Origin of the sequence: Pseudomonas sp. BYT-1 (assembly GCF_023611805.1) — a bacterium.
GTDB classification, from domain to species: domain Bacteria; phylum Pseudomonadota; class Gammaproteobacteria; order Pseudomonadales; family Pseudomonadaceae; genus Aquipseudomonas; species Aquipseudomonas guariconensis.
The window spans coordinates 4,501,812-4,519,795 of the sequence record NZ_CP072559.1; the positions used below are offsets into that span (position 1 = coordinate 4,501,812).

Sequence of the window (17,984 nt, forward strand, 5' to 3'; positions counted from 1 at the left end):
ATCCGCGAACATGACCTCAGGGCTGGTGTTCGCCCTCAACCTGCCACCGCAGCTTGCCACTGCGTCTGGTCGACCTGGATCAAGGTCGGTCCCTTGCGCTCGACCGCTTTGTGCAGCGCCGCCTGCAACTGCGCGACATCGCCCACATTGCATGCCGCCGCGCCCAGCGCCTGGGCCACGCCGATGAAGTCAGGGGTATGGATGTCCACACCCACCGGCTCAATGGCTCGGTTGACCATGTACTTCTTGATTTCCTCGTACCCCTGGTTGTTCCACAGCAGCACGATCAACGGCACCTGGGCCTCCACCGCGCTGGCGAGCTCCGGCAGGGTGAACTGCAAGCCACCATCGCCGATCAGGCAAACCGCGGGCGATCGGTCCGCTGCGTCTTCGGCGCTGCCGAGCCAGGCGCCCATGGCGGCCGGCAAGGCGTAGCCCAGGGTGCCGTAGCCGGTCGAGGCGTTGAACCAGCGCCGTGGCTGGGACATGTCCAGCGTGAGATTGCCGGTGTACACCGGTTGGGTCGAGTCGCCCACCAGGATTGCCGTAGGCAGGGCCTCGAGAATGCCGGTGAGTAGACGGGTCTGGCTCAGGGTCGGCTGGTCCCAGGTGCTGGCCAGGTCCCTGCGCAGGCGTGCGGCACGGGCACTACCCCAGGCGGCGTTCAGCGCGGGTGTAGGCAGCGCTTGCAAGGCAGCCAGCAGCGCCTCGGCGGCTTGTTCGGCGTCAGCGACGAGTGCCAGCTCCGGCAGGTAGTTGCGCACGGTCTGGTCGGGATCGATGTCGATGCGCAGCAAACTACCCGGGATTTCGAAACCGCCCTTGAAGGTAACGTCATAGTCGGTTTCGGCCAGCTCGGTGCCGATCGCCAGCACCACATCGGCCTCCGCCACCAACGCGCGCGTCGCGACCAGCGATTGGGTCGAGCCGATCTGCAATGGATGGCTGGCCGGCAACAGGCCCTTGGCATTGATGGTCAGGGCCACCGGTGCCTGCAGGTGCTCGGCAAGCGCCGCCAGTGCAGGGCCTGCCGCCAGCGCACCGCCACCGGCCAGGATCAGCGGACGCTGGGCCTTGGCCAGGCGCTCGGCCATCAGCGCCACAGTCCGGGGCGCTGCCCCCGCACGAGCGGTGCGTACAGGCCGCGCCGGCAACAGGTGGTCGGCGGGCTCGACCAGCACGTCCAGGGGGATCTCGATATGCACAGGCCGAGGACGTGCGCCCTCGAACACCGCGAAGGCGCGCGCCAGCACTTGCGGCAGGTCGTCAGCGCTCATCAGGGTGTGGGAAAACGCCGCCACGCCGGCAACCAACGCACCTTGGTTGGGCAGTTCATGCAGTTTGCCGCGACCACCACCAAGCTGGTCCCGGGACTGCACGCTGGAAATCACCAGCATCGGAATCGAGTCGGCGTAGGCCTGACCCATGGCGGTGGTGATGTTGGTCATGCCCGGGCCGGTGATGATGAAGCAGACCCCGGGCTTGCCGCGGGTACGGGCATAGCCGTCGGCCATGAACCCAGCGCCCTGTTCATGACGAGGGGTGATGTGGCGGATGGAGGAACCCGCGAGGCCCCGGTAGAGCTCCACGGTATGCACGCCCGGAATCCCGAAGACATGGTCCACGCCATAGCCTTCGAGGAGATTGACCAATACTTCGCCGCAGGTTGCCATCGGATTCACCCTGGTTCTTGTTGAAAATCTGTGTTTATGGAACCAAGGCGCAGCTATCGCCACAATGCAAAAAAACACATACTAGCCATGTCTCAGGATCATGGCTCACATCGATGAAACGCCTCCCGCCCCTCCCCGCCCTGCACACCTTCCTGATCACCGCCCAGCACTGCAACTTCACCCGGGCAGCCCAGCAGTTGCACATCACTCAAGGTGCAGTCAGCCGGCAGATCGCCGGGCTGGAAGAGCACCTGGGCTATGCGCTGTTCCAGCGTCAGGCGCGTGGCCTGAGCCTGACCCGGGAGGGTCAGGACTGGCTGCCGCGGGTACAGCAGATTTTCGCCCTGATCGAACAGGGTGTGCGCGAGGTCGGCCGCCACAGTGCCACGCTGCAGCTCAAGGCGCCCACCTGTGTCATGCGCTGGTTGCTGCCGCGGCTGATGGAATGGCAGGCATTGCGTCCGGACGTGCCGGTGGAGCTGACCACCACGGTGCAGCATGGCGTGGATTTCCGTCGCGAGGGCTTCGACGCCGCCGTGGTGTATGGCGCACTGCCCAACGGGGGACTGCAAGTACGCAAGCTGTTCGATGAGCAACTGACGCCGATGTGCGCGCCCTCGCTGCTCGAAGGGCAGTTGCCGCTAACGCGGCTCGAAGACCTGTCCCGTCACATGCTGCTGCATCCGTCACGGGACGAGCACGACTGGCGCCTATGGCTGCAGGCTGCAGGCGCCAGTATCGAGCTCAATGGGCCGCGCCAGCATTTCGAGACGCTGGACATGGCGATGGCCATGGCGTCCCAGGGTACGGGAGTCGCGATCGGCGATTGGGCATTGGTCGGCGATGACCTGCGCAGTGGCAGGCTGTGCATGCCGTTCGGGCTGAAGGTGCTCACGGGCAAAGGCTACTACCTGGTCAGCCCTGCCCGGAGCCTGCCGCCGGGGTTGGTCGAATTGCTGGACTGGCTCCAGGCACAGGCCAGACCAGACGACTCAGTACCCCACCGTGAACCGCTCCCGTGAATGGGCTGGTTTCTCCAATTCGTCGATCATTGCGATAGCGTAGTCAGCGAAGGTGATCCAGCTCCGGCCATCGGCACCGATCAGCAACTGATCCTTGCCCAGACGGTAGTGCCCGCTTCGCGCACCTTCGACGAACTCCGCCGAGGGCGAGAGGAAGGTCCAATCCAGGCCCGACGTCTGACGCAATGCGTCGAGAAAACGCACGCCGGCGCTGGCTTCGGCTTTGTAGGCCTCGGGGAAGTCCGGGCTGTCGATGACCCGTTGCCCGGAGGGTAGCAGCAGGCTGCCGGCACCGCCCACCACCAGCAAGCGGGCCACGCCCGCACGCTTGACCGGCTCGATGATTGCCTGGGGCTCGATCGTCGCGAAATGCGCCGCGCTCAGCACGGCGTCCGTCCCGGCCACGGCGGCCTGCAGGGCTGCACTGTCCTTGGCGTCCAGCGCCTTGGCGGTAACGCCTTCACGCCCGTCCAGCTTCGACGGGTCACGGGCGATGGCCACGACCTGATGGCCGCGGCGCAGAGCCTCTTCCAGCAACTGGCTACCGGCACGACCGGTGGCACCGATGATTGCGATCTTGCTCATGGGGACACACTCCATCAGTTGAAAAGAACTACCACTGCATTTCGCCCTTGGCGACCTTGGCGCTGAGTTCCAGCGAACTGGCGTCGCCCAGCTTTGGATACCGCTGCTCCATCGCCTTGATCAGCGCATCGGCATCGGCGGCCTTGGCTGCTTCGGCGTCGAAGGCGCGGATGTAACCGGCGGTGAAACGTACTGCGTCCAGCGAGCGGCTGCTCTGCCCGAGGTAGTGGCCGGGGATCACTGTGCGCGGAGCGAGCCGCTCGATGCGCTCGAGGGTGGCAAGCCAATCGGCATGGGACTGGGCGGTCTGGGTGTCGGCCATCCAGACATGAATGTGCTCGGCCACGACCACGCCACCGACCACAGCCTTGATCGAGGGAATCCACACGAAACTACGGTCTGGCTGTGGCCCATCGAGACCGACGACTTCCAGCGTCTGCCCTTCCAGCGCCAGGCGATCCCCCACCAGCACCTGCGGCACGACCAGTTTCGCGGGCCTGTCGCTGCCCATTTGCGGGCCCCAGTAGTCCAGCTTGGCGTCCATGGTCTTGCGGATATGCTCCACAGTGGCGGCCGAGGCGACCACTCGGGCCTGGGGAAACGCACGCGTCAGGGTGTCCAGCCCAAAGTAATAGTCCGGATCGCCATGGCTGACATAAATGGTGGTCAATCGCTTGCCACCAGCCTTGAGGCGCTGTACCAGTTGCTCGGCCTGGGCCTTGCCGAACTGGGCGTCAACCAGGATGGCATCGTGCTTGCCACTGACGATCACCGAGCTGACCGGGAAGATCGCCTCATGGCCTGGGTTGTACACCTCGAGCTGAAGGGGTTCGGCGGCCAACGCCTGGCCGGCCAGGGCGAGGCTGGCCAGTACCAGACTGCGCAGGGTGGAGATGAGCGACATCGGACATTCCTGTGAACGGGAGAGTGAGCAACAGCATAGTTGCCCAATCCATCACAAAAAATGCGATGCTCAGACATAGTTTGTTTCTGAAAGCGGACAAATCATGGACCGTCTAAACGCCATGCGCGTCTTCGTCACCGTGGTCGACCTGGGCAGCCAGTCAGCCGCGGCCGACCATCTGCAACTCTCTCGGCCTGTGGTGTCGCGCTATCTGGCGGAACTGGAGGACTGGGTCGGTGCGCGTCTGATGCAGCGCACCACACGCAAGCTCAGCCTCACCGCCGCCGGCCAGCAAACCCTGCCGCGCTGTCGCCAATTGCTGGAGCTGGCCGGTGATCTACAGGCCGCTGTACGCCAGCCGGACGACGCGCCACGCGGTGAGCTGCGCATCAGCGTCAGCACCTCGTTCGGCCAGGCCCAGTTGGTGGATGCGGTGGCCGACTACGTACGGCGTTACCCGGGAGTGAGGGTGGAACTGCAGATGCTCGATCGTACGGTCAACCTGGTGGACGAACGCATCGACCTGGCGATCCGCACCAGCAACGACCTGGACCCGAACCTGATCGCCCGGCGCCTGACAGTGTGTCGCTCAGTGGTATGCGCCGCGCCGAAGTACCTGGCCGAACATGGCATGCCGCAGCAGGTCGAAGAACTGAGCCAGCACAATTGCCTGACCCACGCCTACTTCGGGCATAGCCTGTGGCAGTTCGAAGTCGGGGGGCGGCATGTGGCCGTGCCGGTGCAAGGCAACATCAGCGCCAACGAGGCCATGACCTTGCAGAAGGCCGCGCTGGCCGGTGCCGGCATCGCCATGCTGCCGACCTACCAGGCGGCAGGAGCGCTACGCAGTGGAGAACTGGTCCGTCTGCTGCCCGAGGCGCGCCCGCGCGAGCTGAACCTGAATGCCGTGTACACCTCGCGTAAGCACATGCCGGCAACCCTGCGCAGCATGCTGGATTTTCTCGCGCAGCGGTTCACCGATGAGCCGCAGTGGGATGAAGACCTCTGACCTGCAAGCGGCTGCGCCGAGTCAGTCGCCGGTCACTCCTCGACGCTCATGTACTCCTTGGCCCAACGGATGTAATCCTCAGGTTGGGTATAGGTGTGGGAAAGCTCGGTCGCGTTGAGGTTGTCGGATTTGTTCTGCTGCCCACGCTGAAGGCGCAGACAGTCATAGGTGGCTTTGATGGCGGCGAAATAGGCGGCATGGCCATCGACCACGATCCGCACCCCCAGGCTCGCCAGCCGCGCATCGTCACGCAGGTTGGGGTTGCCGTAGCTCACCAGCATCAGGGGCACCGTCAGGTGCTCGGCGATCTGCTCCAGTTGATCGAAATCCTTGACGCCTACCATGCAGATACCGTCGGCACCAGCCTTCTGGTAGCTCTGGGTGCGATGGATGATTTGCTCGGTCGACAGCACACCGGCGTTGGTCCGGGCGATGATCGACAGCGCCGAGTCGACCCGCGCCTCGATGGCCGCACGGATCTTGCCGACACCCTCCTCCACTGAGATCAGGTCCGTGGATTTGCGACCGAACTGGGCCGGCAGCAGGGTGTCCTCAATGGTCAGCGCGGCGACACCGGCGCGCTCCAGCTCGATCACCGTGCGCATGACATTGAGCGCATTGCCATAGCCATGGTCGGCGTCGGCGATCACCGGCAACTGTGCGACACGGCCAATGCGGGTGGCCTGCTCGACGAACTCGCTCAGGGTGATCAAGGCAAAGTCCGGCGCGGCCAGTACCTGCAGCGAGGCAACCGAACCACCGAGGATACCGACCTCAAAACCCAGGTCAGCGGCGATGCGGGCCGACATGGGGTCGAACACCGATGCGGTGTGATAGCACGAACCGGACGCAAGCAGTTCACGGAAGGCAAAACGCAGATCGTGGTGGGAAGCCTTGGGCATGATCACTCCGCAATAACAGGAAATTTGAACGGGCTGACTACTGACCCTTGAATCGGGTCTACCTGACCTGTTCCAACCGTCGCCATCAGGGCGGTCATGCTCGACATGCAGGCAGAGGAATAGAAGGTGTGGGGTACAACAGCATGAAATCCGCACGTAAATGGCTGCACCATGCTGGTGCAAAGCCCGGATTTCAGCCGTTGCGGTCAGATCACGATATCACGCAGCCATGCGCTACTGGATGGATGCGCCAATGCCGATCTTGCATAGGGGATGCGCATAGTACATAGGAAGCTACGTAACTCAGCTACAATGCGGCCTTGCTCCGCGCTTGGCTGAGGCGCGGCCAACCTCCCCAGACAGCGACCACGACAAGGTATTTTCCGTGACTGCCGCCCTGCCCCCTACTGTCCTGCGCACAGTCCTCACCGCCCTGATGCTGGCGATTTTTCTCGGTGCGTTGGACCAGACCATTGTCGCCGTGTCCATGCCAGCGATTTCCGCACAGTTCAACGATGTCGGTCTGCTGGCCTGGGTCATCTCCGGTTACATGGTAGCCATGACCATCGCCGTGCCGATCTACGGCAAGCTCGGCGACCTGTATGGCCGGCGGCGCATGATCCTCACGGGCACGGCCTTGTTCACCCTGGCTTCGGTGGCCTGCGCCCTGGCCCAGGACATGCAGCAGTTGGTACTGGCGCGGGTGGTCCAGGGGATTGGCGCAGGGGGCATGGTTTCGGTGAGCCAGGCGATCATTGGCGATTTCGTGCCGCCTCGCGAGCGCGGCCGCTACCAAGGCTATTTCAGCAGCATGTACGCCCTGGCCAGCGTCGCCGGACCGGTGCTCGGTGGCTGGTTGACCGAATACCTGTCCTGGCGCTGGGTGTTCTGGATCAACCTGCCCCTGGGTCTGTTCGCCCTGTGGGCGATCCGCCGTGCCCTGGCCGGCATGCCGGTACAGCGCCGAGAGGCCCAGGTGGATTACCTCGGTGCGCTGCTGCTGATCCTGGGCCTGGGCAGCCTACTGCTGGGTATCACCTTGGTCGGTCAGGGCCACGCCTGGCTATCGCCGCCGGTGCTGGCACTGCTGGGCGGTGCCCTGCTGGGCCTTGTGGTGTTCATCGGCCATGAGCGGCGCTGCCCAGAGCCGCTGTTGCCGCTCAAGTTGTTCGGCAACCGCACTGCAATGCTGTGCTGGTGCGCGATCTTCTTCGCCAGCTTCCAATCGATCTCGCTGACCATGCTGATGCCTCTGCGCTACCAGAGCATCACCGGCGCAGGCGCCGACAGCGCCGCGCTTTATCTGTTGCCGCTGGCGATGGGGCTGCCCCTGGGCGCCTTCACCGGTGGACGCCTGACCAGTCGCACAGGTCGCTATCGCCCGCAAATCGTTATCGGTTTCGTACTGATGCCCTTGGCTATCCTCGGCATGGCCCTCACGCCACCGCAATCGGCGCTGCTCGGCGCGGTGTTCATGCTGTTGACCGGTATTGCCTGCGGCTTGCAGTTCCCGACCTCCTTGGTGGGGACCCAGAGCGCGGTGGAGCACAAGGACATCGGCGTTGCCACCAGTACCACCAACCTGTTCCGCGCCCTGGGCGGCGCCATGGGGGTGGCCTGCATGTCCAGTTTGCTGTTGGCGCTGCTGCATCAGGACGGTTTCGAGGCGTTGGGCAATCCGCTGCTGGGTAGCCTGCAGGCAGGCGAACCGGACCCATTGACCCAAGCGCGGCTGTTGCGAACCTTCCGTCACTTGCTGATGACCAGTGCCGCCCTGTCGCTTCTGGGCCTAGCCGCCGCGCTGGTCATGCCCGACCGGCAACTACGAGGACGTTGATGTCATCTGCCACACTGCATTGGGCTGCGCATAACCATTAACTCCCCCTTAATGAAAGGGGGAAACACTTCATCACAATCATTCACAAAGTGTCATTTGCGCAAGGAAGGGCTCAAGCGCAGCATATCCAACCCTGTGTCGACCCAACGCTCCACATCGCGCAGCAGGTCGAAGCTGTCCGGCAGCAACAGCCAGCGCCCGATCAGGCCATCGACATAGGCGAACAACGCAACAGCGGCACGTTGCACATCCAGATCCTCGGGCAACTGCCCACGGCGCACGGCATTGGCCATGGCCAAGGCGATGCCTTCGTGGCAGTCCAGCACAGCGCCTTGGCGCTGCTGGCGGATCTCGCACATGTCGTCGGTGAATTCACATTTGTGGTGCAGGATTTCATTGATGCGTCGGGTCCTGGCATCGAGCACCAGGTCATTGAGCACCTGCAGCAACAGGGTGCGAATGCAGCCAAGCGGGTCGAGTTCGTCCTCGCTCTCGCTGGCGCGGGCCAGGTGGTCATGGGTTTCATGCAGGCTGTCCAGCAGCGCCTGCACCAGCTCGGCCTTGTTGTTGAAATGCCAATAGATCGCCCCACGGGTCACACCCGCCAGTTCAGCGATGTCGGCCAGGGTGGTTCGCGCAACCCCGCGCTTGTAGAAGGCCTTTTCCGCTGCCTCGATGATCTGGGCACGGGTTTCCTGGGCTTCCTCTTTGGTTCGACGGACCATGGCAGCTCAACCTCATCACGACCCGCAGGCTCGACCGGCGCGCGGGGTTCAGGCCGGGGTCGCCTCTTTAAGGGCGTCTCCCGGGGAGTATTCGACGGATCCGCAGCGCCCGTTCAAGGCTGACTGCGGTATTTACAAACAAGCATGAATGTAAGTATATTCGTTAGTAAGCTATTTATCCACCGGATAGCACCTTTTCTGAAAACACTTCAATTATTCTTGAGCGTCTCCCTGCTCTAGCGACCCGAGGATCCTATGCAATTCAAGCCAGCCGTCACCGCCCTGGTTTCCGCCGTCGCCCTGGCAACCCTGCTAAGTGGCTGTAAGAAAGAAGAAGCAGCGCCTGCGGCGCAGGCTCCTCTGGTCGGCGTTGTCACTCTCCAGCCTCAGGCCTATACCCTGACGTCCGAGCTACCGGGGCGTACCACCGCCTTCCGCGTCGCCGAGGTCCGCCCACAGGTCAATGGCATCATTCTCAAGCGCCTGTTCAAGGAAGGCAGTGACGTCAAGGAAGGTCAGCAGCTGTATCAGATCGACCCGGCCGTCTACGAAGCCAACCTGGCCAATGCCCAGGCCAACCTGCAAGCTACCCGTTCGCTGGCCGAGCGCTACAAGCAACTGATCGACGAGCAGGCTGTCTCCAAGCAGGAATACGACGACGCCAATGCCAAACGATTGCAGGCCGAGGCTTCGCTCAAAAGCGCCCAGATCGATCTGCGCTACACCAAGGTTCTGGCGCCGATCAGCGGTCGTGTCGGGCGCTCGTCCGTCACCGAAGGTGCCCTGGTGAGCAATGGCCAAGCCAACGCGTTGGCCACCATCCAGCAGCTCGACCCGATCTACGTCGATGTCACCCAGTCCACCGCCGAGCTGCTCAAGCTGCGACGCGACCTGGAAAGCGGCCAGTTGCAGAAGGCCGGCGAGAACGCCGCCTCCGTCCAGCTGGTACTTGAGGATGGCAGCCTGTTCAAACAGCAAGGTCGGCTGGAGTTCTCCGAAGTCGCGGTCGACGAAACCACCGGTTCCGTGACCTTGCGCGCCATCTTCCCCAACCCTGACCACACCCTGCTGCCGGGCATGTTCGTTCACGCCCGCCTGAAGGCCGGGGTCAATGCCAACGCCATCCTGGCACCACAACAGGGCGTGACCCGTGACCTGAAGGGCACCCCCACCGCGCTGGTGGTCAACCAGGAAAACAAGGTCGAACTGCGCCAGCTCAAGGCCAGTCGTACCCTGGGCAGCGACTGGCTGATCGAGGAAGGCCTGAACCCAGGCGACCGCCTCATCACCGAAGGGCTGCAGTTCGTGCGCCCTGGTGTCGAGGTCAAGGTCAGCGAAGCCACCAACGTCAAGAAGCCAGGCAGCCCAGACCAGGCCAGCACTGCGAAAGTAGACGCCAAAGCGGAGTAAACCATGTCGAAGTTCTTTATCGATCGCCCGATCTTCGCCTGGGTGATCGCCTTGGTCATCATGCTGGTCGGCGCGCTCTCCATCCTGAAGCTGCCGATCAACCAGTATCCGAGCATCGCACCGCCGGCCATCGCGATCGCCGTGACCTATCCGGGCGCCTCGGCGCAAACGGTGCAGGACACCGTGGTACAGGTCATCGAGCAGCAGCTCAACGGTATCGACAACCTGCGTTATGTCTCCTCGGAGAGCAACTCCGATGGCAGCATGACCATCACCGCCACCTTCGAGCAGGGCACCAACCCTGATACCGCGCAGGTCCAGGTGCAAAACAAGCTGAACCTGGCTACCCCGCTGCTGCCGCAGGAAGTGCAGCAGCAAGGTATCCGCGTCACCAAGGCAGTGAAGAACTTCCTGTTGGTGATCGGCCTGGTGTCCGAAGACGGCAGCATGACCAAGGACGACCTGTCCAACTACATCGTCTCCAACATGCAGGATCCGATCTCGCGGACTGCCGGCGTGGGTGACTTCCAGGTGTTCGGTGCCCAGTACGCCATGCGTATCTGGCTCGATCCGGCCAAGCTGAACAAGTTCCAGCTGACTCCGGTCGACGTGCGCAACGCGGTCAGCGCGCAGAACGTGCAGGTATCCTCCGGTCAGCTCGGCGGTCTACCTGCCATGCCCGGTACCCAGCTCAACGCCACCATCATCGGCAAGACCCGCCTGCAGACCGCCGAGCAGTTCGAAAAGATCCTGCTCAAGGTCAACAGCGACGGCTCCCAGGTGCGTCTGAGCGATGTCGCCAAGGTCGGCCTGGGCGGTGAGAACTACGCCATCAGCGCCCAGTACAACGGTTTCCCGGCCTCGGGCCTGGCGATCAAGCTGGCCACCGGGGCCAACGCCCTGGATACCGCCAAGGCGCTGCGCAAGACCATCAGCGACCTGGAGCCGTTCTTCCCGCCGGGCGTGAAGGCCGTGTTCCCTTACGACACCACTCCGGTGGTCACTGAATCCATCAGCGGCGTGATCCACACGCTGATCGAGGCGGTGGTCCTGGTGTTCCTGGTGATGTACCTGTTCCTGCAGAACTTCCGCGCCACCATCATCACCACCATGACCGTACCGGTGGTGTTGCTGGGTACCTTCGGCATCCTTGCCGCCGCGGGCTTTAGCATCAACACCCTGACCATGTTCGCCATGGTCCTGGCCATCGGCTTGCTGGTGGACGACGCCATCGTCGTGGTGGAGAACGTCGAGCGGGTCATGTCCGAAGAGGGCTTGCCGCCCAAGGAGGCCACCAAGCGCTCCATGGAACAGATCCAGGGTGCCCTGGTGGGTATCGCCCTGGTGCTGTCGGCGGTACTGCTGCCGATGGCTTTCTTCGGCGGCTCCACCGGTGTGATCTACCGTCAGTTCTCCATCACCATCGTTTCGGCCATGGGCCTGTCGGTGCTGGTGGCGCTGATCTTCACCCCGGCACTGTGCGCCACCATGCTCAAACCCCTGAAAAAGGGCGAGCATCATGTGGCCAAGCGCGGCTTCTTCGGCTGGTTCAACCGCAACTTCGACCGCAGCGTGCAAGGCTATGAGCGCAGCGTCGGCGGCATCCTGCGCAACAAGTTCCCGTTCCTGTTGGCCTACGCCCTGATCGTGGTCGGCATGGTCTGGCTGTTCATGCGCATTCCCACAGCGTTCCTGCCCGAGGAAGACCAAGGCGTGTTGTTTGCCCAGGTTCAGACCCCGGCCGGCTCCAGTGCCCAACGTACCCAGGTGGTCGTCGACCAGATGCGCGAGTACCTGCTCAAGGACGAAGCTGACACCGTCTCCTCGGTCTTCACCGTGAACGGCTTCAACTTCGCTGGCCGCGGCCAGAGCTCGGGCATGGCCTTCATCATGCTCAAGCCATGGGACGAACGCTCGGCGGAAAACAGCGTGTTCAACCTCGCGGCCCGCGCCCAGCAGCACTTCTTCAGCTTCCGTGACGCCATGGTGTTCGCCTTCGCGCCACCTGCGGTACTCGAACTGGGTAACGCCACCGGCTTCGACGTGTTCCTCCAGGACCGCGCCGGTGTCGGCCACGCAAAACTGATGGAAGCACGCAACCAGTTCCTGGCCAAGGCCGCCCAGAGCAAGGTGCTCACCGCGGTGCGTCCGAACGGCCTGAACGACGAGCCGCAGTACCAGCTGATCATCGATGACGAACGTGCCAGCGCCTTGGGCGTGACCATCGCCGACATCAACGCCACCCTGTCGATCGCCTTGGGCGGCAACTACGTCAACGACTTCATCGACCGCGGTCGGGTCAAGAAGGTGTACATCCAGGGCGAACCAAGCGCCCGGATGAGCCCGGAAGACCTGCAGAAGTGGTACGTGCGCAATGGCGCGGGCGAGATGGTGCCGTTCTCCTCCTTCGCCAAGGGCGAATGGAGCTATGGCTCGCCGAAGCTCTCGCGCTACAACGGTGTGGAAGCGGTCGAAATCCTCGGTGCCCCGGCACCGGGCTACAGTACCGGCGAAGCCATGGCCGAGGTCGAGCGCATCGCGGGCGAACTGCCAGCTGGCATCGGCTATTCCTGGACCGGCATGTCCTACGAGGAGAAACTCTCCGGCTCGCAGATGCCGGCGCTGTTCGCCCTCTCGGTCCTGTTCGTGTTCCTGTGCCTGGCAGCGCTGTACGAAAGCTGGTCGATTCCGATCGCCGTCGTGCTTGTCGTACCGCTGGGTATCATCGGTGCGCTGATCGCCGCCAGCCTGCGCGGGTTGTCCAACGACGTGTACTTCCTGGTCGGCCTGCTGACCACTATCGGCCTGGCGGCGAAGAACGCGATCCTGATCGTCGAATTCGCCAAGGAACTGCACGAGCAGGGCCGCAGCCTGTATGACGCAGCCATCGAGGCCTGCCGCATGCGTCTGCGCCCAATCATCATGACCTCGCTGGCGTTCATCCTCGGCGTGGTACCGTTGACCATCGCCAGCGGCGCAGGCTCGGGCAGCCAGCACGCCATCGGCACCGGGGTGATCGGCGGTATGATCAGTGCGACCGTGCTGGCCATCTTCTGGGTACCGCTGTTCTTCGTTGCAGTGTCGTCGCTGTTCGGCAGCAAGAAGCCTGAATCCGACGCCACCCCTGAAACTACTCGTTATGAGGCTGGGCAATGACCAAGTCTTTGTTATCCCTGGCGGTAACCGCTTTCATCCTTGGCGGCTGCTCGCTGATCCCTGACTACCAGACCCCTGAATCGCCAGTGGCGGCGCAGTGGCCGCAAGGCCCTGCGTACTCGCCGACCCAGTCGGCCGACGTAGCCGCGGCCGAGCAGGGCTGGCGTCAGTTCTTCCATGATCCTGCGCTGCAGCAACTGATCCAGACCGCGCTGGTCAACAACCGCGACCTGCGCGTCGCCGCCCTGAACATCGATGCCTACCGGGCCCAGTACCGCATCCAGCGGGCCGACCTGTTCCCGGCGGTATCGGCCAATGGCAGTGGCAGCCGCCAGCGGGTACCGGCGAACATGTCGCAGACCGGCGAAGCGGGCATCACCAGCCAGTACTCGGCCACCCTGGGTGTCAGCGCCTATGAGCTGGACTTGTTCGGCCGTGTGCGCAGCCTCACCGAGCAGGCCTTGGAGACCTACCTCTCCAGCGAGCAGGCCCGCCGCTCCACGCAAATCAGCCTGGTCGCCAGCGTGGCCAATGCCTACTACACCTGGCAGGCCGACCAAGCGCAGCTCAAGCTGACCGAAGAGACCCTCAAGACCTACGTCGAAAGCTACAACCTCACCCGCCGTAGCAATGAGGTGGGTGTTGCCTCAGCGCTCGATGTGAGCCAGGCCCGCACCGCCGTTGAAGGCGCGCGGGTCAAACTCGCGCAGTACCAGCGCCTGGTCGCCCAGGACCTGAACAGCCTGACCGTGCTGCTGGGCACTGGCGTGCCGGCTGACCTGCCGGCACCGCTTCAGCTCGACGCCGATCAACTGGCCGAGGTCCCGGCCGGCCTGCCATCGGATCTGCTGCAACGGCGTCCGGACATCCAGGAAGCCGAGCACCTGCTCAAAGCCGCCAACGCCAATATCGGCGCGGCCCGCGCTGCGTTCTTCCCGAGCATCAGCCTGACCGCCAACGCCGGCACCCTGAGCCCGGACATGGGCGGGCTGTTCAAGGGCGGGTCGGGCACTTGGCTGTTCCAGCCGCAGATCAACCTGCCGATCTTCAACGCCGGCAGCCTGAAAGCGAGCCTGGACTACTCGAAGATCCAGAAGGACATCAACGTCGCCAAGTACGAAAAGACCATCCAGACCGCCTTCCAGGAAGTCTCCGATGGCCTGGCCGCACGCAAGACCTTCGAGGAGCAGCTGCAGGCCCAGCGCGACCTGGTGGCCGCCAACCAGGACTACTACCGCCTGGCCGAGCGCCGCTACCGCATCGGGATCGACAGCAACCTGACCTTCCTCGATGCCCAGCGCAACCTGTTCAGTTCGCAGCAGTCGCTGATCAACGACCGGCTCTCGCAGCTGGTCAGCGAGGTCAACCTGTACAAGGCCCTCGGTGGCGGCTGGTACGAGCAGACCGGGCAGGCCAACCAGCAGGCTTCGGTGGAAACACCGAAAGGCTGAGCGACCCGCTAGCAGCATCAAGCCCACCCTCGCGGTGGGCTTTTTTTATGGGACAGCCCCACCGCGCCCCCGAATTAACCACGTCGACATTCCGTTCGATAATCGCCCCGTTCCGCACTGGGCGAATTGCCTCGCCCTCACCTTGCACCGCACCATCGCCCACGCAACGTTGCACACGCTCTCACAAAAGACGCCACACCCTGCGGCCCGCACCCGCAGCGCACCGGCTCGCCCGAATAAAAACAAGAGATCCGCAACCGATGAGCACTTTGCAACCCGCACGCCAACTGCTGCCCGGCCTGTTGGCCCTGTTCTGCGCCCTGCCCTCCCTGGCCGCTGAAAGCGGTTTCGTGGAAGGCGCCAAGGCCACCCTCAACCTGCGCAACTTCTACATCAACCGCAACTTCGTCGACCCGGTCAATCGCCAGAGCAAAGCCGAGGAATGGACCCAGAGCTTCATCCTCGATGCCCGCTCCGGCTTCACCCAAGGCACCGTCGGTTTCGGCGTGGACGTGCTCGGGCTGTATTCGATCAAGCTCGATGGCGGCAAAGGCACAGCCGGCACTCACCTGCTGCCCGTGCACGACGACGGCCGCCCCGCCGATGATTTCGGCCGCCTTGGCATCGCGCTCAAAGCCAAGGCGTCGCAGACCGAACTGAAGGTCGGTGAATGGATGCCTGTGCTACCGATCCTGCGCTCGGACGATGGCCGCTCACTGCCACAGACCTTCCGCGGCGGCCAGCTCACCTCCCAGGAGATCGCCGGGCTGACCCTGTATGCCGGCCAGTTCCGTGGCAACAGCCCGCGCAACGACGCCAGCATGGAAGACATGTCGCTCAATGGCCGCGCCGCCTTCACCTCCGACCGGTTCAACTTCGCCGGCGGCGAATACACCTTCAACGACAAGCGCACGCTGGTTGGCCTGTGGAATGCCCAGCTCAAGGACATCTACCGCCAACAGTACGTCAACCTGGTGCACAGCCAGCCTCTGGGCGACTGGACCCTGGGCGCCAACCTCGGTTATTTCGTCGGCGGCGAGGACGGTGCCGAGCGCGCTGGCAAATTGGACAACCGCACCGCCTCGGCCATGCTCTCGGCACGCTACCAGGGTCATACGTTCTACCTGGGCCTGCAGAAGGTCAGCGGTGACGACGCCTGGATGCGGGTCAACGGGACCAGCGGCGGCACCCTGGCCAACGACAGCTACAACTCAAGCTTCGACAACGCCAAAGAGCGCTCCTGGCAGGTGCGACACGACTTCAACTTCGTCGCCCTCGGCGTGCCCGGGCTGACCCTGATGAACCGCTACATCAAAGGCGACAATGTGCAGGCCGGCGGCGTCACCGACGGCAAGGAGTGGGCGCGGGAAACCGAGCTTGCCTACGTGATCCAGGCCGGTTCCTTCAAGGACCTGTCGCTTAAATGGCGCAACTCCACCATGCGCCGGGATTTCAGCACCAACGCGTTCGACGAGAATCGACTGATCATCAGCTACCCGCTGAACCTGCTCTAGCCAGGACACTTCGCGGGTAAACCCGCTCCAACAAAGATCACCGTCGACTTTGTGGGAGCGGGTTCACACCGCGCATCGTCTGATCACCGGCAAATAACCAAAAAGAATAACCAAATCAAATAAAATTCTTTGACGCTATATGTAACGACCCGCTAAAACCGAGCCCTGATCCCCGCACCAGAGCCCGAACATGGACCTTCGCCAACTGCGCTACTTCATTGCCCTGACCGAATATCGCAGTTTCGTTCGCGCCGCCGAAGCCATGGGCATTACCCAGCCGGCCTTCAGCCGCGCCATCCAGGGCCTGGAGCAGACCTTGGGTTGCCCGCTTGTCGACCGCGCCAGCAAGGCGCTGCAGCCCACCCCTGAAGGGCAGGTGGTACTGCAACATGCCAGGCGACTGGTCCAGGGTGCCGCGCAGTTGAGCAACGATGTGCTCCAGATGACCAAGCTCGACGCCGGCGAGCTGCATTTCGGCAGCGGGCCGGCCCTGGCTGCGCGTCTGGTGCCCGAGGCTCTGAGCCATTTCATCCAGACCCACCCAGGGATCCTCACCCGCTTGCAAGTGAACAATGCAGAGCAGCTGGGCCAGGCACTTCGCCGTGAGCAAATAGAGTTCTTCGTCGATGACATCCGCCCCTTCGAGGCCGACCCGTACTTTCATACCGAACCGCTGACGCCACGCCCTGGCCTGTTCTTCTGCCGCCCCGGGCACCCCTTGCTGGCCAAGGACAGCCTGTCGACCAACGACCTGTTCGCCTATCCACTGGCCAGCGCCCTGCTCGTTTCCGGTGTGCGCAAACGACTGGCCAACTTGAGCGGGCGCAGCGACTTCACGCCTCACCTGCAAACCGAACACTTGGCCGTGCTGCGCAGTGTCGTGCTGGCCAGCGACGCCATCGGCAACGCCAGCGAAGAGGCGATCGCCGAGGACCTGGCAGCCGGCCGCCTGGTTCGGCTGCACTGGCGCAACCTGCCGCCAGGGCTGGAGGTGCTGAGCCTGCGATGTGGGGTGATCAGCCGCAGTGGCTACCGGCTGTCGCCTGCGGCGCGGGCCATGATCGAGACCCTGGTGAGACTCGACACGCCCGCACAGCCCTCCGCCCGCAGCCTGGGGTAACGCCATTCGCTGCGGTGATAACAGGCCATCACCTGCACCAGGTTCCGGCCATGATGTCCGGGCGCTATGCTCAGACAAGCCCTTTCGCAGGTAAACCTGCGAAAACGCCGGGACAGGCATCAGCCAATCAGGCCCCCAGGGAGAAACAACAATGAAAACCCTCGTCGACCACCTGAGCCAGTACGCCAGCTACCACCGTGACCCACGCAATATCGCCACCCATTTCGTCGGTATTCCGCTGATCGTGCTGGCGGTGACCATCCTGCTGTCACGCCCCGGCGGCTCAATGCTGGGGGTGTGGCTTTCCCCGGCGCTGCTGGTCGCCGCCGCCTCGGTGTGGTTCTACCTGCGTCTGGATGTGCGCTTCGGGCTGGTGATGGGCGCGTTACTGGGCGGGTGCCTGTGGGTTGGCCAGACACTTGCGGTGCAGGCCACCGGGCTGTGGCTGAGCGCCGGGCTCGGCGCCTTCGTGGTGGGCTGGATCATCCAGTTCGTCGGCCATTATTACGAAGGCCGCAAGCCGGCGTTCGTGGACGATATCAGCGGGCTGATCATCGGGCCGCTGTTCGTGGTGGCGGAGCTGGCGTTCATGCTGGGGCTGTGTCCGGCGCTCAAGCGCGCCGTGGAAACCAAGGCAGGTCCGGTGGCGGTGCGCCAGAAGAAAGCGACAGCCTGA

Annotated in this window: 14 protein-coding genes; 9 read left to right on the forward strand and 5 right to left on the reverse strand. The window is 63.6% G+C overall.

Annotated elements, in window-relative coordinates; genetic code table 11:
• Positions 1-35: 35 nt before the first annotated feature.
• A complete protein-coding gene (locus tag J5X93_RS21045; protein ID WP_090344977.1) occupies positions 36-1,673 on the reverse strand; it encodes a 5-guanidino-2-oxopentanoate decarboxylase in 1,638 nt (545 codons plus the stop codon).
• A gap of 113 nt (positions 1,674-1,786) precedes the next feature.
• On the opposite strand from J5X93_RS21045, the gene J5X93_RS21050 reads away from it, so the two are divergent.
• A complete protein-coding gene (locus J5X93_RS21050; protein WP_052352311.1) occupies positions 1,787-2,695 on the forward strand; it encodes a LysR substrate-binding domain-containing protein in 909 nt (302 codons plus the stop codon).
• On the opposite strand, the gene J5X93_RS21055 is transcribed toward J5X93_RS21050, so the two are convergent.
• Complete coding sequence (locus tag J5X93_RS21055; RefSeq protein ID WP_102081802.1) at positions 2,666-3,280, reverse strand: NAD(P)-dependent oxidoreductase; 615 nt, start codon at positions 3,278-3,280, stop codon at positions 2,666-2,668. The two genes, J5X93_RS21050 and J5X93_RS21055, sit on opposite strands and share 30 nt — an antisense overlap.
• A gap of 28 nt (positions 3,281-3,308) precedes the next feature.
• Complete coding sequence (locus J5X93_RS21060) at positions 3,309-4,184, reverse strand: MBL fold metallo-hydrolase (protein WP_090344970.1); 876 nt, start codon at positions 4,182-4,184, stop codon at positions 3,309-3,311.
• Positions 4,185-4,287: 103 nt separating this feature from the next.
• On the opposite strand from J5X93_RS21060, the gene J5X93_RS21065 reads away from it, so the two are divergent.
• Positions 4,288-5,193, forward strand: coding sequence for a LysR family transcriptional regulator (locus tag J5X93_RS21065; protein ID WP_102081801.1), 906 nt, complete (start codon positions 4,288-4,290; stop codon positions 5,191-5,193).
• Positions 5,194-5,225: 32 nt separating this feature from the next.
• Here J5X93_RS21065 and J5X93_RS21070 read toward each other — a convergent pair whose 3' ends face one another.
• Positions 5,226-6,095 (reverse strand): oxaloacetate decarboxylase, encoded by an 870-nt coding sequence (locus J5X93_RS21070; RefSeq protein WP_043206426.1) that lies wholly within the window; start codon positions 6,093-6,095, stop codon positions 5,226-5,228.
• 385 nt (positions 6,096-6,480) lie between these two features.
• Between J5X93_RS21070 and J5X93_RS21075 the strand changes: the two genes are divergently transcribed.
• Positions 6,481-7,932, forward strand: coding sequence for an MDR family MFS transporter (locus J5X93_RS21075; protein WP_102081800.1), 1,452 nt, complete (start codon positions 6,481-6,483; stop codon positions 7,930-7,932).
• A gap of 92 nt (positions 7,933-8,024) precedes the next feature.
• On the opposite strand, the gene J5X93_RS21080 is transcribed toward J5X93_RS21075, so the two are convergent.
• Positions 8,025-8,657, reverse strand: coding sequence for a TetR family transcriptional regulator (locus J5X93_RS21080; RefSeq protein WP_043206425.1), 633 nt, complete (start codon positions 8,655-8,657; stop codon positions 8,025-8,027).
• Positions 8,658-8,912: 255 nt separating this feature from the next.
• Here J5X93_RS21080 and ttgA point away from each other — a divergent pair, with 255 nt between their 5' ends.
• The 6 genes from ttgA to J5X93_RS21110 all read left to right on the forward strand — a co-directional run bounded on the left by ttgA (position 8,913) and on the right by J5X93_RS21110 (position 17,984).
• On the forward strand, positions 8,913-10,067 hold the full coding sequence (ttgA, locus tag J5X93_RS21085; RefSeq protein ID WP_070576014.1) for a toluene efflux RND transporter periplasmic adaptor subunit TtgA: 1,155 nt from the start codon (positions 8,913-8,915) through the stop codon (positions 10,065-10,067).
• A 3-nt stretch (positions 10,068-10,070) separates the two neighbouring features.
• Entirely contained in the window at positions 10,071-13,223 is a 3,153-nt protein-coding gene (gene ttgB / locus J5X93_RS21090; RefSeq protein ID WP_043206423.1) for a multidrug efflux RND transporter permease subunit TtgB, read from the forward strand.
• A complete protein-coding gene (locus tag J5X93_RS21095) occupies positions 13,220-14,674 on the forward strand; it encodes an AdeC/AdeK/OprM family multidrug efflux complex outer membrane factor (RefSeq protein ID WP_070576017.1) in 1,455 nt (484 codons plus the stop codon). The genes ttgB and J5X93_RS21095 overlap by 4 nt, the downstream gene beginning before the upstream one ends.
• A 260-nt stretch (positions 14,675-14,934) precedes the next feature.
• Positions 14,935-16,188 carry an OprD family porin gene (locus J5X93_RS21100; RefSeq protein ID WP_102081799.1) on the forward strand — a complete coding sequence of 418 codons (1,254 nt, stop codon included), beginning with the start codon at positions 14,935-14,937 and terminating at the stop codon, positions 16,186-16,188.
• 190 nt (positions 16,189-16,378) lie between these two features.
• Positions 16,379-17,308, forward strand: coding sequence for a LysR family transcriptional regulator (locus tag J5X93_RS21105; RefSeq protein WP_102081798.1), 930 nt, complete (start codon positions 16,379-16,381; stop codon positions 17,306-17,308).
• Between the two features lie 151 nt (positions 17,309-17,459).
• Positions 17,460-17,984: an Mpo1 family 2-hydroxy fatty acid dioxygenase gene (locus J5X93_RS21110; RefSeq protein ID WP_102081797.1), complete on the forward strand. Its 525-nt coding sequence runs from the start codon at positions 17,460-17,462 to the stop codon at positions 17,982-17,984.

Excerpts from the sequence above, each read along its gene's own strand:
- J5X93_RS21065 (WP_102081801.1), top strand. The coding sequence starts at position 4,288 with ATGGACCGTCTAAACGCCATGCGCGTCTTCGTCACCGTGGTCGACCTG.
- J5X93_RS21080 (WP_043206425.1), bottom strand. The coding sequence starts at position 8,657 with ATGGTCCGTCGAACCAAAGAGGAAGCCCAGGAAACCCGTGCCCAGATC.
- J5X93_RS21070 (WP_043206426.1), bottom strand. The coding sequence starts at position 6,095 with ATGCCCAAGGCTTCCCACCACGATCTGCGTTTTGCCTTCCGTGAACTG.
- J5X93_RS21095 (WP_070576017.1), top strand. The coding sequence starts at position 13,220 with ATGACCAAGTCTTTGTTATCCCTGGCGGTAACCGCTTTCATCCTTGGC.
- J5X93_RS21050 (WP_052352311.1), top strand. The coding sequence starts at position 1,787 with ATGAAACGCCTCCCGCCCCTCCCCGCCCTGCACACCTTCCTGATCACC.
- J5X93_RS21105 (WP_102081798.1), top strand. The coding sequence starts at position 16,379 with ATGGACCTTCGCCAACTGCGCTACTTCATTGCCCTGACCGAATATCGC.
- J5X93_RS21100 (WP_102081799.1), top strand. The coding sequence starts at position 14,935 with ATGAGCACTTTGCAACCCGCACGCCAACTGCTGCCCGGCCTGTTGGCC.
- J5X93_RS21060 (WP_090344970.1), bottom strand. The coding sequence starts at position 4,184 with ATGTCGCTCATCTCCACCCTGCGCAGTCTGGTACTGGCCAGCCTCGCC.
- J5X93_RS21055 (WP_102081802.1), bottom strand. The coding sequence starts at position 3,280 with ATGAGCAAGATCGCAATCATCGGTGCCACCGGTCGTGCCGGTAGCCAG.
- J5X93_RS21110 (WP_102081797.1), top strand. The coding sequence starts at position 17,460 with ATGAAAACCCTCGTCGACCACCTGAGCCAGTACGCCAGCTACCACCGT.
- ttgA (WP_070576014.1), top strand. The coding sequence starts at position 8,913 with ATGCAATTCAAGCCAGCCGTCACCGCCCTGGTTTCCGCCGTCGCCCTG.
- J5X93_RS21045 (WP_090344977.1), bottom strand. The coding sequence starts at position 1,673 with ATGGCAACCTGCGGCGAAGTATTGGTCAATCTCCTCGAAGGCTATGGC.
- ttgB (WP_043206423.1), top strand. The coding sequence starts at position 10,071 with ATGTCGAAGTTCTTTATCGATCGCCCGATCTTCGCCTGGGTGATCGCC.